This is a genomic window from Bradyrhizobium sp. Bra78, assembly GCF_024519855.1.
Taxonomy (GTDB): Bacteria; Pseudomonadota; Alphaproteobacteria; order Rhizobiales; family Xanthobacteraceae; genus Bradyrhizobium; species Bradyrhizobium japonicum_G.
The window spans coordinates 20354-34228 of the sequence record NZ_JALJRE010000016.1 but is presented as its reverse complement, the minus strand read 5'-3'; the positions used below and the strand labels follow the sequence as shown (position 1 = coordinate 34228).

General features: G+C 62.4%; 13 protein-coding genes. 12 read left to right on the top strand and 1 reads right to left on the bottom strand.

Annotation, left to right across the window (positions count from 1 at the left end):
• Window positions 1-30 precede the first annotated feature (30 nt).
• The 8 genes from OC450_RS29000 (at window position 31) to OC450_RS28965 (ending at window position 9095) form a co-directional block, all read left to right on the top strand.
• Window positions 31-840, top strand: a complete 810-nt coding sequence (locus OC450_RS29000) for a SapC family protein (RefSeq protein WP_211386902.1) — start codon at window positions 31-33, stop codon at window positions 838-840.
• A 122-nt stretch (window positions 841-962) separates the two neighbouring features.
• Window positions 963-2825 (top strand): efflux RND transporter periplasmic adaptor subunit, encoded by a 1863-nt coding sequence (locus OC450_RS28995; RefSeq protein WP_211386903.1) that lies wholly within the window; start codon window positions 963-965, stop codon window positions 2823-2825.
• Between the two features lie 13 nt (window positions 2826-2838).
• Complete coding sequence (locus OC450_RS28990; RefSeq protein WP_211386904.1) at window positions 2839-4986, top strand: peptidase M50; 2148 nt, start codon at window positions 2839-2841, stop codon at window positions 4984-4986.
• On the top strand, window positions 4979-6994 hold the full coding sequence (locus OC450_RS28985; protein ID WP_211386905.1) for a preprotein translocase subunit SecA: 2016 nt from the start codon (window positions 4979-4981) through the stop codon (window positions 6992-6994). Before OC450_RS28990 ends, OC450_RS28985 begins: the two co-directional genes overlap by 8 nt.
• Window positions 6991-7869 (top strand): efflux RND transporter periplasmic adaptor subunit, encoded by an 879-nt coding sequence (locus OC450_RS28980; RefSeq protein WP_262049138.1) that lies wholly within the window; start codon window positions 6991-6993, stop codon window positions 7867-7869. The genes OC450_RS28985 and OC450_RS28980 overlap by 4 nt, the downstream gene beginning before the upstream one ends.
• A gap of 88 nt (window positions 7870-7957) precedes the next feature.
• Window positions 7958-8221, top strand: coding sequence for a cold-shock protein (locus OC450_RS28975; protein ID WP_262049137.1), 264 nt, complete (start codon window positions 7958-7960; stop codon window positions 8219-8221).
• 250 nt (window positions 8222-8471) lie between these two features.
• The gene (locus tag OC450_RS28970; RefSeq protein ID WP_211386908.1) at window positions 8472-8717 is read left to right on the top strand and encodes a hypothetical protein; all 246 of its coding nucleotides are present in this window, start codon (window positions 8472-8474) and stop codon (window positions 8715-8717) included.
• A gap of 165 nt (window positions 8718-8882) precedes the next feature.
• Complete coding sequence (locus OC450_RS28965; RefSeq protein ID WP_211386909.1) at window positions 8883-9095, top strand: hypothetical protein; 213 nt, start codon at window positions 8883-8885, stop codon at window positions 9093-9095.
• Window positions 9096-9119: 24 nt separating this feature from the next.
• Here the strand turns inward: OC450_RS28965 and OC450_RS28960 are convergent, their stop codons facing one another.
• A complete protein-coding gene (locus tag OC450_RS28960; protein WP_262049136.1) occupies window positions 9120-9623 on the bottom strand; it encodes a pilus assembly protein N-terminal domain-containing protein in 504 nt (167 codons plus the stop codon).
• Between the two features lie 869 nt (window positions 9624-10492).
• Between OC450_RS28960 and OC450_RS28955 the strand changes: the two genes are divergently transcribed.
• From OC450_RS28955 to OC450_RS28940, 4 genes are all read left to right on the top strand, one after another.
• Window positions 10493-10705 (top strand): hypothetical protein, encoded by a 213-nt coding sequence (locus OC450_RS28955; protein ID WP_262049135.1) that lies wholly within the window; start codon window positions 10493-10495, stop codon window positions 10703-10705.
• A 416-nt stretch (window positions 10706-11121) separates the two neighbouring features.
• Window positions 11122-11628, top strand: a complete 507-nt coding sequence (locus OC450_RS28950; protein WP_262049134.1) for a prepilin peptidase — start codon at window positions 11122-11124, stop codon at window positions 11626-11628.
• 1 nt (window position 11629) lies between these two features.
• Window positions 11630-12586: a Flp pilus assembly protein CpaB gene (gene cpaB / locus OC450_RS28945; protein WP_262049133.1), complete on the top strand. Its 957-nt coding sequence runs from the start codon at window positions 11630-11632 to the stop codon at window positions 12584-12586.
• A gap of 164 nt (window positions 12587-12750) precedes the next feature.
• Window positions 12751-13782: a CpaE family protein gene (locus OC450_RS28940; protein WP_262049132.1), complete on the top strand. Its 1032-nt coding sequence runs from the start codon at window positions 12751-12753 to the stop codon at window positions 13780-13782.
• Window positions 13783-13875: the final 93 nt, after the last annotated feature.

The following is a 13875-nucleotide window of genomic DNA, read 5'->3' as shown; positions in this document are numbered from 1 at the left end:
GCCCGAAATTGCAAGGGAAGGAGCTTAGTAATGACGGCGCAATTGTTGATTTATGAAACTGTTATTCCGTTGTCCGCCGCGCGTCACCGGGGTTGCGCAGTCGAGATCGCGAGAAATTATGGCTTCAGCAGCAAGACCAATTCGGTGCCGTTGATGGCTGTCGAGTTTCCCGCTGCCTCATCCGAATATGCCATTGTGTTTGCCGGCACCAAGGACAACGTCATGCCGGCCGTTATCCTCGGCGTGCGCGACAGCGAGAACCTGTTCCTTTCGCAGGATTCCAAGTGGGACGCCAAGTATGTCCCCGCTTTCCTGCGTCGTTATCCGTTCGTGTTCTCGACCAGCTCCGACGGTGAAAGGTTCGTCCTCTGCATCGACGAGGACTATTCGGGATTTAACCGTGACGGTCGGGGACAAAAGTTGTTCGATGACGACAACAAGCCGACCCAGTATGTCCAGAACATCCTGACCTTCCTGCAGGAATATCAGACCCAGTTCAATCGCACCCAGGCCTTCTGCCGCAAGGTGCGCGAGCTCGATCTGCTCGAGCCGATGCAGGCACAGGTCGAACTCGCCTCTGGCGAAAAGCTTTCGCTCGCGGGGTTCATGGCGGTGAATCGGGAGAAACTGAAGGCTCTGCCCGGTGAAAAGCTTGCCGAGCTGGCCAAGACCGACGAGCTCGAGCTGCTCTATCTTCACCTCCAGTCGATGCGCAACTTCCAGGCCCTTCCGTCGCGCCTCGCGGTCGTGAAGGGAGCGACTGAGCCGGCGATTGGGCCTGACGATGCCGCAGGGGCGGAAACAGGCGATCGCCTGAATGGGGCGAGAGCATCCGCCTAGAGAACGGGTCACGCCGTGTCCCCGTGTGATTGCAACGCCTCACCGGCGCCTCCGTCGCCCGCGCCGCGATGCCGTCCGCCATTGCGGCATCGCGGGCATAGTCCCGAGAGCGATGAGTAGCCATGACCACTGCGTCCCCGATCTATTCCTTCACCGAGGACGCAGCGCGCGCCGAATCGATAGCCTGGGCGAAATTCTCGGCAGCCAAGGACAGTGCGGAGTTCTGCGCGAGCTGGCTCGCGATCCTTTGCATGCAGGTTGAGCGGGTTGGCGGAGGCCTGTTGTTGCTGGGGCCCGACAAGGATGGCTCCTATGTTCCGGCGGCGGTGTGGCCTCACCCTGGTCTGGACATGCAATATCTCAGCCCGGCCGCCGAACGGGCTCTGACCGAGCGCCGCGGAATCGTGCTGCCCTCGGAGGGGCATGGCGCGTTGCGTGAGCACCACGCCTTTATCGGCTATCCGATAGAAGTATCCGGCACCCTGCACGGGGTCGTCGTGCTCGATATCGGGCCCGGCCCGGAAGCTGCACTACAGCGGGCTTTGCGGCTGCTGCATTGGGCGAGCGCTTGGCTGATCGACCAGTTCCGCAAAGGCGCGCTGGAGGAACGCGACGCACGGCTCGCGCGAATGGGCCTTGCCATGGATATCGTGGCGACCGCCATGCAGGAGCGCCATTTCTCCGCGGCGGCGCTAGCGGTCGCCAACGAACTTGCTGGACGCCTGGCGTGCGATCGGGTGAGCGTGGGACTCGAGCGCTCGGGCAGCGTCGAAGTCAAGGCGATCTCGCATACTGCAACCTTCGACCCCAAGATGGATCTTGGTCGGCGCATCGGCAACGCCATGGACGAGGTGCTGGACCTGGACGTCGCGCTCGTGTTTCCGCCGCGCGACGACGTGGAGAGCGCGGCACTCGCGCATGCCGATCTCGCGCGCGAGTACAGGGATATTGCGGTCTGCTCGGTGCCGCTCGCAGACGGCGGTCATGCAACCGGCGTGTTGACCCTGGAACGGGCCGCGGGCGAGCCGTTCGACACCGAAACCATCGAGCTGTGCAAGACGGTTGGCGCGCTGCTTGGTCCGATATTGAAGCTCAAGCGTGAGACGGAACGCGGCGTCCTGAGGCATGCCGCGACCTCGTCGTACCGTGGCCTGGAGCTCTTGTTCGGACCGCGTCATCCCGGCGCGAAGCTCATCGCGCTTGTGCTGGTCGGCGTCATCCTGTTCTTCAGTGTCGCGGCGGGCACGTATCGTGTCGCGGCAAAGACGGTGATCGAAGGAGCGGTGCAGCGGATCGCCGCGGCACCGTTCGACGGATATATCGCACAAAGCTTCGTTCGCGCAGGCGACACCGTGCGTGCCGGGCAGGTATTATGCAAGCTCGATGACCGGGACCTCAAGCTCGAACAGACGCGGTTGTCGTCCGAGCGCGAGCAGCTCGACCGCAAGTATCGGCAGGCGCTGGCTGCACAGGAGCGTGCGACCATGACGATCCTCAAGGCGCAGATCGAGCAGGTCGACGCCATGCTGTCGCTGGTCACTGACAAGCTTTCTCGCGCCACGCTGCTTGCTCCCTTCGACGGCGTCGTCGTCGCGGGCGACCTGCAACAACTCCTCGGGACGCCGGTAGAATTGGGCAAGATGCTCTTCACAGTCGCGCCGTTGGACAGCTATCGCGTTATCCTGCAGGTCGAGGAGCGAGACATTTCCTACGTGAAGCTTGGTCAACAGGGCGAACTCACCTTGTCGGGTATCCCGCACCGGCGGATGGACTTCTCGGTCGAGCAAATGACGCCGGTGTCGACAGCCCAGGAGGGCCGCAACTACTTCCGGGTGGAGGCGCGGCTCCAAAATGCATCCGAACGCGTGCGACCAGGTATGGAAGGCGTTGGAAAGATCGATGTCGGCGAACGCAAGCTGATCTGGATCTGGACGCACAATTTCGTGGACTGGGTCCGCCTGTCGATCTGGAGATGGCTGTTCTGATTGCGAGGTTGTGGTGAACGCGCCGTTGCTCAGCAGTTGGTGGTATCGTGTCGCAGCGCGAAAGCCAAAGTTGCGCTCGCACGCGCGATTGCATCGGCACATCTATCGTGGCGAGGTCTGGTACCTCTTGCAGGACCCCGCTTCGTCGCGGGTGCATCGCTTCAGCCCTTCGGCTCGGCTGATTGTCTCGCTGATGGACGGAGCACATTCCGTCGAACAGTTGTGGGAACTCGCGAACAGGCACCTGGGTGAAGAGGCGCCCAGCCAGGACGAGCTAATCCAACTGCTCGGTCAACTGCATGCCGCTGACCTGCTGGAGAGCGATGTTACCCCGGACGTCGCCGAGCTTTTTGCGCGCAGCGAGCGCGAGCAAAAGGCGCGCCATTTGCGTTCTTATGGCAATCCGATGGCGATCCGCATCCCGCTGTTCGATCCGGATCGGATGCTCAATCGGTGGGCGGGTCTTGTACGGTTTGTCTGGAGCGGCTGGGGGGCCATCGCCTGGCTCGCAATCGTACTTCCCGCCTTCATCCTGGTCTGGCCGCATTGGCCGGAGCTCAGCCACAATTTCAGCGACCGCGTATTGGCGATCGACAATTTGTTCATTATCTATCTGGTCTTTCCGGCGATCAAGGCGTTGCACGAGCTCGGACATGCCTCCGCCACCAAAGCCGGAGGTGGAGAGGTCCACGATCTCGGCATCATCCTGCTGGTCTTGCTGCCGGTTCCCTACGTCGATGCGTCGGCCGCCACGGTTTTCAGGTCCAAGTACCGACGCGCTCTTGTCGGTGCCGCCGGGATGGGCGTCGAACTCTTTGTCGCGGCGATCGCGTTTTATATGTGGCTTCTGGTCGAGCCGGGTTTGGTGCGAGCGATCCTGTTCAATGTCATGTTGATCGCGAGCGTGTCTACGCTTCTGTTCAACGGCAATCCGCTGCTTCGCTACGACGCCTATTACATCCTTGTGGATCTCATCGAAATTCCAAATCTGGCGGCGCGGTCGACGCGCTACTGGGGTTATCTGATCGAGCGATACCTGCTCGGCGTCTCCGATCTGGAGCGTCCTGAGGCTTCGGGCATGGAGCGGGCGTGGTTCTTCTTCTACGGTTTTGCTTCGACCGTCTACCGCATCATGGTAACGATCATGATCGCGTTGTTCATCGCGGGACAGTTCTTCTTCATTGGCGTTATTCTCGCCGTCTGGGCGGTGGGGGCGATGGCGATTCTGCCGGTCGTCAAGGCGGTGCGGCATCTCGTCGAAAATCCCCGCCTGCACAAGCATCGCGCCCGTTCTATCGCGATCGCGGCAGGTCTCGTGCTCGGCTCGGCTGTCTTGCTGCTCGCCGTGCCGATGCCCTACCATTCCAACGTGGAAGGAGTGCTATGGCTGCCTGAAGAAGCAATGGTACGTGCCGCTTCGAATGGCTTCGTCCATGAACTTCTGGTTACGCCGGGAACGCAAGTCGCGCAGGGAGATCCGCTTATTGAGAGCCGCGAGCCGACGCTCGTTGCGCAATTGCGCAGGAACGAGGCCAAAGTGGAGGAGCTGCAGGCCGAGTATGCTGCGCAATTTGTATCGGATCGCGCCAAGGCGCAGCTTGTTCGCGATAGACTTCAGCTCGAGCGCGCCAATCTGAAGCTGGCTCGGGAGCGCGCTTCCGACCTCATCGCTCGTGCCCGCAGCGATGGCGTGTTCGTGGTGCCTCAAATGGTCGACATGCCCGGGCGCTATTACCGTCGGGGCGAGCTCCTGGGTTACGTTGTTGGAAACGCGACGCCGCTGGCGCGTGTTGTCGTGCCGCAGGAGGCGGTTGATAGGGTGCGCCTTACGACCGATCGCATCCAGGTTCGTCCGGTGGACCAGCCGCGCCTGATTTTGGAGGGACGTGTATTGCGGGCGGTGCCTGCTGGTGGCGAATACTTGCCCAGCGCGGCGCTTGGCGTGGAGGGTGGTGGAGATTTCGCGGTTGATCCGCGCGATGCGAAGGGACCCAAGACGCTGCAGCGGACCTTTCAATTCGACATCGAGCTCCCAGGCCTGGAGGCGGTGGATCATTTCGGCCAGCACGTCTTCGTTCGGTTCGAGCATCGGATGGAGCCACTTGCGGTCCAATGGTATCGCAGCGTCAGACTGCTATTGTTGACGAACTTCCATGTCTAAAAGCGTTATGGAACTAGATCATCGCGAACTGGCGGTTGGCCGTCCCTATCCGGAGCGCGCGGATCGCGAGCCGGCAGTGCACGATCGGGTGGCCGAATACCTGGCGAAGGATCTGATCCAACGCGCGTTCAGAGGGCTGCGGGATCCCGTTCGGGCCTTGACGCCTATCGTCGAGCACGCCGCCGCACATGAGAGCGCTCTGCGGATCATGAGCGACGAAGAATTGCGTCTGCAGGTGCCCATTATCCGTGCGAAACTGCGAAACTCGGGCTTTACGCCGCCGCTCGTCGGCCGATGCTTTGCGCTGGTGCGGGAGGCGGGGTCGCGGACCATCGGTCAGCGGCACTATGACGTCCAGCTGATTGCGGGATTCGGGCTGCTGAAGGGCAGATTGGTGGAGATGGCCACCGGGGAAGGCAAGACCATTGCCGCGACGCTGCCTGCGGCCACCGTAGCGCTTGCCGGCTATCCCGTTCATCTGATTACCGTCAACGACTATCTTGCCGAACGTGACGCGGCCGAGATGAGGACGCTTTATGAGTTCCTGGGCCTGAGTGTCGGGGCGGTGGTGCAGGGCATGCCGAAAGCCGAGCGGCGTCGAGCCTATGCGTGCTCGGTCACATATTGCACCAACAAGGAGCTTGCATTCGACTACTTGCGCGACCGTGTGGCTTTGGCGCACCGAAGCAGCAGTCTGCACCTCTCGCTCGAACGGTTGCGCGGCAGCCTGCAGCGTGACGAGGATCTCGTGCTGCGCGGGCTCTATTTCGGCATCGTCGATGAAGCCGATAGCATTTTCATCGATGAAGCGCGCACGCCGCTGATCCTGTCGTCGTCGACGGGGGCAGCCGAGGAAAGATTGCAATGCGATCAGGCCCTTCAGTTCGCGAGCTGCCTTGTTGCAGGAGAGCACTATGAGATCGATCTCGCAGAGCGAAGTCTGGCGTTGACCAAAGAAGGTCGCCGGGAGATTGGCAGACTCGCCGAGGGGCTGCAAGGCGTCTGGAGTTCGCATCGTGCTCGCGAGGAGCTCTTGACCCAGGCCCTCTCCGCGATGCTGCTGTTCAACCGCGATCAGCACTATGTCGTCATCGACGGCAAGGTGCAGATCGTGGACGAGTCGACGGGACGCGTGATGCCCGACCGCTCCTGGGAGCGCGGCCTGCATCAGCTCATCGAGATCAAGGAAGATTGCGAGTTGACAGAGCGACGCGAGACGCTCGCCCGCATCACCTATCAACGCCTGTTTCGTCGCTACATTCGCCTTTCGGGAATGACGGGTACCGCCCGTGAGGTCGCGCGGGAGATCAAGTCCGTGTACGGACTTGACGTCGTTCGCATCCCGCTGAACCGGCCCTCGCAACGCCGCGTTGCCCGTCCACTGGTATGCACAACTCCGGCTGAAAAGCTGCGGATGATTGCCGACAGGGTGGAGCGGCTGGCTGTGGCCGAGGGCAGGGCGGTGTTGATCGGCACGCGCTCGGTAGGGGCGTCCGAAGAGATCAGCGCCGCCTTGAATGCACGTGGCATCACGCACGCGCTTTTGAATGCGAAGCAGGACCAGGATGAGGCGGAGGTGGTCGCGAAGGCCGGCGAGCCCGCGCGAGTGACGGTCGCGACGAACATGGCGGGACGCGGCACCGATATCCGGCTTGACCCAGGCGTTGCCGCGCGAGGCGGCCTGCACGTAATCCTGACCGAGTACCACGATTCTCGGAGGGTCGATCGCCAGCTGTTCGGCCGCTGCGCACGGCAGGGCGATCCCGGCAGCTGCGAGGCCATCGTTTCACTTCAGGACGACGTGTTCATGATCCATGCAGGATCGATGACGCGCATGATCGCACGTCTCGTCGGCAGCGGCATGCCTGTTCCGCTGCGAATCTACCAGTCGTTGCGCTGGCTGGCTCAATTCCAGGCGGAGCGACGACATGGCTACGTGCGCGTCCAGAATGTAAAGCTGGATCGCCGGCTCGACCGGGTGCTTGCGTTTTCGGGGAGGGGAGAATGAAACAAGCTCGAGACAGCGACGACGCGGGGCGTCCGGACGTATCGGGTGTCTGGCGCTGGGTGCTCGCCATTCTGGCCGTCTCGGTCGCCGCGGGAGCAGGGTGCGCCAATGCGCAGGAGAGAAAGCCGGAGGGGCAATTCGATTGCCTGATTCAGCCGAAAATGGTCCTCAAGCTCGGAACGTCGGTGCCGGGCCTGTTGAGCGAGATGCTGGTCGACCGTGGCGACATCATAAAGAGGGGCGAGGTTGTCGCGCGGCTTGAGTCGGGGGTCGAGCAGGCGGCGGTGTCGCTGGCGAAGACCCGTGCCGAAAACGAGGCAACGGTTCGCTCAAGCATGGCCAAACTCGAGTTTCAGCGGCGGAAGGACGAGCGATCCAAGTTGTTGCGCAAGAACGACTCGGTCTCGGCCGCGGTCGCCGATGAGGCGGAGACGAGTGCGCGGGTGGCCGAGCAGGATGTCGAGGAAGCGAAGGTCAATCTTGCCCTTGCGGGGCTGGAGGTGGCTCGCGCCAACGAAGTCCTGAAGCTGCGAACCATCCGGAGCCCCATCGACGGCGTGGTGGTCGAACGCAAACTCGGCCCGGGCGAGTATGCGTTCGACCAGGCCCATCTCCTGACGGTTTCGCAAATCGATCCGCTGTTGGTTGAGGTCTATGTTCCGCTCAGCCAATTCGGAAAGATTCGTGTGGGTGCGTCGGCGGAGGTTTATCCCGAGGAGCCGGTAGGAGGCCGGTACGCCGCACGCGTGACGGTCGTCGATCAGGTGTTCGACGCGGCGAGCGGAACGATCGGCGTTCGTCTCGAGCTGCCGAATCCGAACTACGCGATTCCTGCCGGGCTCAAATGTCGCGTCCGGTTTCCCGGCGTCGGCTGACACGAGGATCGAGCGCATGAGGAAATCCGGATAGTCCGTCCGCAGCAATTCCCGGAGCCACGCGTCTATTGAACTGAAAGGTTGCAAGATGCTGGAAGGTACGATCAAGACATATCACGGCGACAGGGCATTCGGCTTCATCAGGCCGGATTGCGGCGGCACCGACATCTTCTTTCATCTCAAGTCATGTTCCCCCGGCCTCGTTCCCGAGGCCGGTGCCCGGGTGAGCTACAACATGGCGCCCGATCAGCGCTCCGGCAAGCGGCAGGCCGTCAGCGTCAGGGTTCTCGCCAATGCGCACGCCGCGCCTGTCCTGACGCGCTATCTCAGATCGTCACGCTTGCCGCGCTAGTTGCTGGATTGCCAGGACACGCGTCGCCAATTGTGTTCACGTTTTGCCTGTTGGAGCGGCCTCATGCGGCCGACATGATTGCGGGGGACATCGTGCTTAGTCGGCTTCGAAAGCTCGTATTCAACATTAGGCACCGCAGGCCCGCCGCCCGCTTTGCCGAGAGCGTGCGGCGAGTGAGCCGGCTGGCGCGGCTCATGGCCGTGATGCCGCGAAGGCCTCGCCGCAGGCCGGCCGAGACCAGCGAATAGCGATGCCGGCCGATTTCGACAGCGGCGGCATAGCCGACAGGGAAACGCTCGTTCGTCGCCTGCTGAGGCGCGCCGTCGGACGCGTTCGGCGCCCACGAAAGCCCGCACCGGAGGTCCCGTTCGGCCGCGAGAGCGACCCCAACGTTGAATTTGCAGACCGCCAGACGGGCGGGACGGCCTGGCTTCTGGGGGCGCTGTCGGTCTTCGTGGCGGTCTATGCAATCTGGACGAAGCTCGGCGCGTCCTAGAGCGCGATCCGCACCCGGTGGGAATGACCGCCGGCCCTTGCGCTCTCCGGGAGGTTGAGAAATGCTGGGCCTTTAGCCATGGGGGCGGCAATGCGATTCTGTCTGGCGGTTAGTCTTGTTTTCCTTTGCTCTGCCGCCGGCGCCGCCCGCGCGGAATCCGCCTACATGGTGGACGAAAGGCCGTGCCCCGATCAGGACCCCGCGCTGCGGCCGCCGCGAGCCGGCGAGTGGTGCGACTACGTCACCAAGATCAAGAGCTGCCATGGCGATCTGGCGGAGCGCGTCTTCCGGCAACCCCGCGCGCCGTCCTACCTCGTGTCCGAGGTCGGGGTGGAGCATCCCCGCCGTCTGATCTGCCACCAGGACCAGGACGACTAGCATTCCGGGCGCGTCCAGCTTGCTTCAGCGAACCTCCCGCGTCGTGGTGGCGCTGTTGCCATCGCCCTTGCCTTGCGTCTCCGATATCACCGTCGAGTAAGGCTTCGGCCCGATGTCCGGATCGGCGCGACCGCAACCGACATCGGTGCAGTAGAAGCCGACATAGTCCTTCGTCAACTTCATGTCGAAGCCATAGACCCTCACCAGGCGACCGGCGTCCGCGACGGCGATGTAGGAGCGGTGGACCACATGACCGTCCTGTGCATAGGCGGTCATCAGGACCTGGCCGGCGCTGAGCGCCCGGATGGTGAAGGTGCGGTCGGTCTCCGGCCTGATCTCCGCAATGCCTTCGGCCGACACGGAGAACCTGGTCACGGGCTGCTCGAACGTAAAGGTCCGCGTCTGCCCGTTGCGCATCTCGATGGTGTCCGCCCCGATCACCTCCCGCGGCGCGGATTGAGCGTTCGCCATGCCGATGGTGCCGGCGAAGATCGCGGCACTGATCGCGCCGAAAAGAAAAATGCGCATATGCTCTATCCCGCTGATCAAAGGAATTCAGGATGAACGTGCAATGTCAGCACGCTAATTGGATGCGCGTGCAAATACAATCGCAAAGCAGGGCGCCAGGCACACGGCAATGCGGTTGCCGCCGCGGACAGCCGGCCCGCGCTTCGGACATCCGGAAAAGCGCCTGGACATTGAAGCTTTAATCGAGGCGATCGCGCGCCCGAACTTTACGAGGGGTGACGATCTCGCCGATCTCTCGGGTCGGCCATAAATAACTCAGGCCGGCCGTAAACGGCAGTCATGCTGACGTAAACCCGCCGGCGAAGCCGTCCTGAAACCATTTTCCGGATCTGCCGACGTGAGGCCGAAACCTCGGCGGGCCAGCATCACCGCTGTTCCAGATGATGGGGATGCGACATGTGGGCAATTTTCAACGACCTGTACCGCGACTACTGCCTGGCCCGAATGACCGAGATGCGGAAGTTCGAGCTGACGCATTAAACAGGATTTAAGGCGTGCGGCACCGGCAACCCGCCGAACAAGCTGCCGCGCGCTTTCATGGCCACGCTGGCATAAATTCTGGATTTATCAGAATTTAATTGCCCGTATTCCCACGGGGCCTGAATTTAATCCCGCCGTTCCCCGCTGCGCGCTTGATGAACTGCTGACCCGTTCGGCTGGTTTACAGGCAGCTTTTGCCTGCTTGTCAGGCTGCGGTCGCGGAACCTTAACTATTCCGACTCATCCGGGCGTTGTGGCCTGCCAAAGTAAGGTTAAAAAACGATTAGCGGGTGACAACCATTTAGAGACATACTACAATTTTTTTGTTGGCAGGGGGTCTGTCTTTGCCGGCGGTTTTCCAAGTTTTATCTCAGTAAAAGGATTGTCCCATGTTGAAGCATTACATCAAGACCTCGGAAGCCCTGAAGCAGCTCCGCGCCGACAAGCGCGGCGTGGTGTCGTTCGAATACGTGATCGTCGCCGCCTGCATCGTCGGTGCCGTGGTTGCTGCGTTCGGTCCCGGCGCGACCGGCACGATCTTCACGGCCCTGTCCGGCGCGATCGGCAAGATCACCGCCGCTATCAGCGCCATCACCGTCTGACGCTGGCGGGGGGGCGCCGAACCGCGCCCCCTCCCACTTTCTTCCGCATTCATTTGATGCGCTGGATATCTGACAGGTTCGTTTTCTGAAAATCATATAATTGGGCCAGAACGGCCGGCTCAGATCGCCAACGCAGCAGAGTTGCTTGCGCAAGCTCGGAAGGGCGCCGAAAACGCGACACCACGGTTTTCTGTCGTCGCCGCGATCGGGTTGATTTGAGCACCGGTGCTCTGCCGGTCGCAGCAGGGACCCACCGACGTCCGCGGTGAACGTGATCGGCCTCGTGTCAACTACCGGCTGTCGGAGGTTGATGCGGGCGGTTCGGCCAATGCCGCATCAAGGCAGCATTTACGTTGCGACCACTTTTTTGACGACCGCCTTTACGACCGCATTTAATGAGTTTGAGGCCGCGTTTTATGAATTGGATTGTTTCCATCGCCTCGATTCTGGAAATCCTGTTGTTGCTTTATGTCGCAACGCTCGATGTGGCGACACGATTGATCAGAAATGAAATTTGCCTGGCGCTGGCGCTGCTCGGCATCGCCGGTCAATTGGCGAGCCCGATGCAGATTGCCCAGTCGCTGCTGTCGGCGGGGATCCTGTTTTTGCTCCTGCTGGTCGTCTACACGCGGCGATGGATGGGCGGCGGCGACGTCAAGTTGCTGGTGGCCCTGGCGGTCGGTCTTCCACTGACGGGCCTCGTCCAGTTGATGACCGTCACCGCTCTGGCCGGCGGCGGTCTTGCCATGGTGCATCTGATGATGCGCAACCTGCCTTATCCCCGGTTGGCGCCCGCCGGATCGTCGCTGGTGCGCCGCGTCTACGCGGTCGAGCGTTGGCGTCACTTGCGACAGGCCCCGCTGCCTTACGGCGTCGCCATAGCGTGCGGTGGTATCTGGACCATTTTCAGTCGAGGATTTTGACATGTCGTCTGGTTTGCGCCTTTCGATCATTCTGGTGTTATTGCTTGCAACGACGGCGCTCGGGCTCATCGCCTACAACATGAACCTGCCGAGGCAGCTCCCGGTGGAGATCGCCGAGAAGGGCCCGGCGGCGCCTGCGACCGTCGGGTATTTCGTGGCGGCACGTGCGTTGCCCAGAGGGACCCTGGCCCGCGACGAGGATTTCACCATTCGCTCGGCCCCGCCGGAGCGTGTTCCGGCAGGTGCCATCCTCGAAACGCCCGATACCAAGATCGGGCTTCCCGGTTCGCTGGTTCGCAGGTTCGTCGAAGCCGGCAGTCCGGTTACGTTGCAGGACATCCTGCGCCCGCGGGATCGGGGTTTCCTCGCCAGCGTGCTGGCGCCGGACAGCCGCGCCATCAGCATCAAGGTTGACGAGGAATCCGGCGTCTCGGGCCTGATCAGGCCGGGCGATCATGTCGATGTCGTCCTGACCCAGGTGTTCGAGAAGGCGGATCCCGCCCGGCGCGCCCTGAGCGAAACCATCCTGCGCAACGTGCGCGTCATCGCCATCGACCAGGAGATCGTGCAGGGCGGGCGACCCGTCGGCGCCGCGCTCGGCAAGATGGCGCAGACCGTCTCGCTGGAACTGGCCCAGGAGCAGGTCAAGAAGATCACGGTCGCAAAGCAGCTCGGAACGCTCTTCCTCGCCGTCCGCGCGGCGGTTGACGAGTGGGACAAGGGCGACGCCGGCGTCATGTCGAGCTGCGATGTGTCGCCCGAACTGGCTCGCCAGAATGCGCTTGCCAGCCAACGAACGGCGGTCGTCGTTCATTCGGGCGGCGAGGTCAAGCAATATACGGTCAGGAGGCAGGACGTGGACGACAGCGATGTCGCCGTGAGCTGCGATGGTCCGTCGTCGGAATCCGCGCGCGAGACGACGACGGCGATGGGTTACAAGCTGCCGGAGAAACATTGATGAACGTCGCCGTGGTCACTCCGCCCGAAGAAACGACATCCGTCGTCTCGCGCAATCGCATCGTCTGTTTCGTCAATGACGAGATCAGTGCTGCGGCGCTCGCCAAGGGCCTCGAAGGCAGCAATGTCTTGATCAGGCACGGCACGATCCGCAATGCGATACGGATGCTCGAAACCGACACCGACCTGTTCGCGCTGGTGACGGATATCAGCGGGATCGACGATCCCTTTGCCGAACTGGAGACGCTGGCCGGGGTCTGCCCTCCCGATGTCCGGGTGGCGCTGATCGGCGAGAACAGGGAGATCACCTTCTATCGCCAGCTGATGGAGCTCGGCCTGACCGAGTACCTGCCCACACCGCTGACGCGGGACATGGTGCTCGACCAGTTGCGGCCGAAGCTGCTTGGCGAGGCCGCGCATGCCAACACCGACCGTGGCGGCCACGTGATCTCGATTTGCGGCGCGCAGGGCGGCGCCGGCGCGACGAGCATTGCCATCAATCTCGCGCTGCAGGTGGCGGAAACCACCAAGGCCAAGGTTGCGCTGCTCGACCTTCATCTGCAGGGCGGCGAAACCGCGGTCATGCTGGGTGTGCGGCCCGGGCCTGGGCTGCGGATTGCCCTCGAAAACCCGATGCGCGCGGACACATTGTTCCTCGAGCGCGCGGCGATCGAGGTCAATGAGCGGGTTTTCCTGATTTCCGCCGACGAGGAGCTGGATGCGCAACTCGACATCACGGAAGAGGGGGTGCGGCATGTGCTGGGTCTGCTGCGCCAGCGCTTCAACTACGTCGTGGTCGATATGCCTGTCCCGTTTCCGCCCTCCATGCATCCGGTGATCAATCTGTCGCGTCACGTGCTGGTGCTGCTGGAAGCCGAGGTGACCGGACTTCGCAATACCCATGCACTGCGTTCCGCCGTCAACAACATCGCCGGCAAGGATCGGGTCTTCACGCTGCTCAACCGTGCCAATCGTGCCGGCGGCCTTCCCAGGGCAACCATTGTCAAGGCCCTCGGCTCGGAACCGGACATGGTGATTCCCGATCTCGGGAAGGGCATGACCCAGGCAGTCAATCTCGGCATCCCGGCTCTCAGGCACGTCAAGGGATTGCGACGTCACCTCGCCCCGATCGTCCGGGAGATCACCGGCGTCGGCGCCGAGCGGAAGGGACGGTTGAGGAGGCTGCTCAGGCTATGAACAAGAAATTTGGCAGGCGCGAAGACGACACGCCGGCTCGCTCGCCTGGATCGACGCCGGATTCACCTTCATTGATACCGGGCCCGCCCACAC

Bases quoted from the DNA above. Each gene is read 5' to 3' on its own strand.
- OC450_RS28950 (WP_262049134.1), top strand. From the start codon at position 11,122: ATGAATTGGATTGTTTCCATCGCCTCGATTCTGGAAATCCTGTTGTTG.
- OC450_RS29000 (WP_211386902.1), top strand. From the start codon at position 31: ATGACGGCGCAATTGTTGATTTATGAAACTGTTATTCCGTTGTCCGCC.
- OC450_RS28995 (WP_211386903.1), top strand. From the start codon at position 963: ATGACCACTGCGTCCCCGATCTATTCCTTCACCGAGGACGCAGCGCGC.
- OC450_RS28985 (WP_211386905.1), top strand. From the start codon at position 4,979: ATGTCTAAAAGCGTTATGGAACTAGATCATCGCGAACTGGCGGTTGGC.
- OC450_RS28960 (WP_262049136.1), bottom strand. From the start codon at position 9,623: ATGCGCATTTTTCTTTTCGGCGCGATCAGTGCCGCGATCTTCGCCGGC.
- cpaB (WP_262049133.1), top strand. From the start codon at position 11,630: ATGTCGTCTGGTTTGCGCCTTTCGATCATTCTGGTGTTATTGCTTGCA.
- OC450_RS28955 (WP_262049135.1), top strand. From the start codon at position 10,493: ATGTTGAAGCATTACATCAAGACCTCGGAAGCCCTGAAGCAGCTCCGC.
- OC450_RS28975 (WP_262049137.1), top strand. From the start codon at position 7,958: ATGCTGGAAGGTACGATCAAGACATATCACGGCGACAGGGCATTCGGC.
- OC450_RS28965 (WP_211386909.1), top strand. From the start codon at position 8,883: ATGGTGGACGAAAGGCCGTGCCCCGATCAGGACCCCGCGCTGCGGCCG.
- OC450_RS28970 (WP_211386908.1), top strand. From the start codon at position 8,472: ATGCCGGCCGATTTCGACAGCGGCGGCATAGCCGACAGGGAAACGCTC.
- OC450_RS28940 (WP_262049132.1), top strand. From the start codon at position 12,751: ATGCTCGAAACCGACACCGACCTGTTCGCGCTGGTGACGGATATCAGC.
- OC450_RS28980 (WP_262049138.1), top strand. From the start codon at position 6,991: ATGAAACAAGCTCGAGACAGCGACGACGCGGGGCGTCCGGACGTATCG.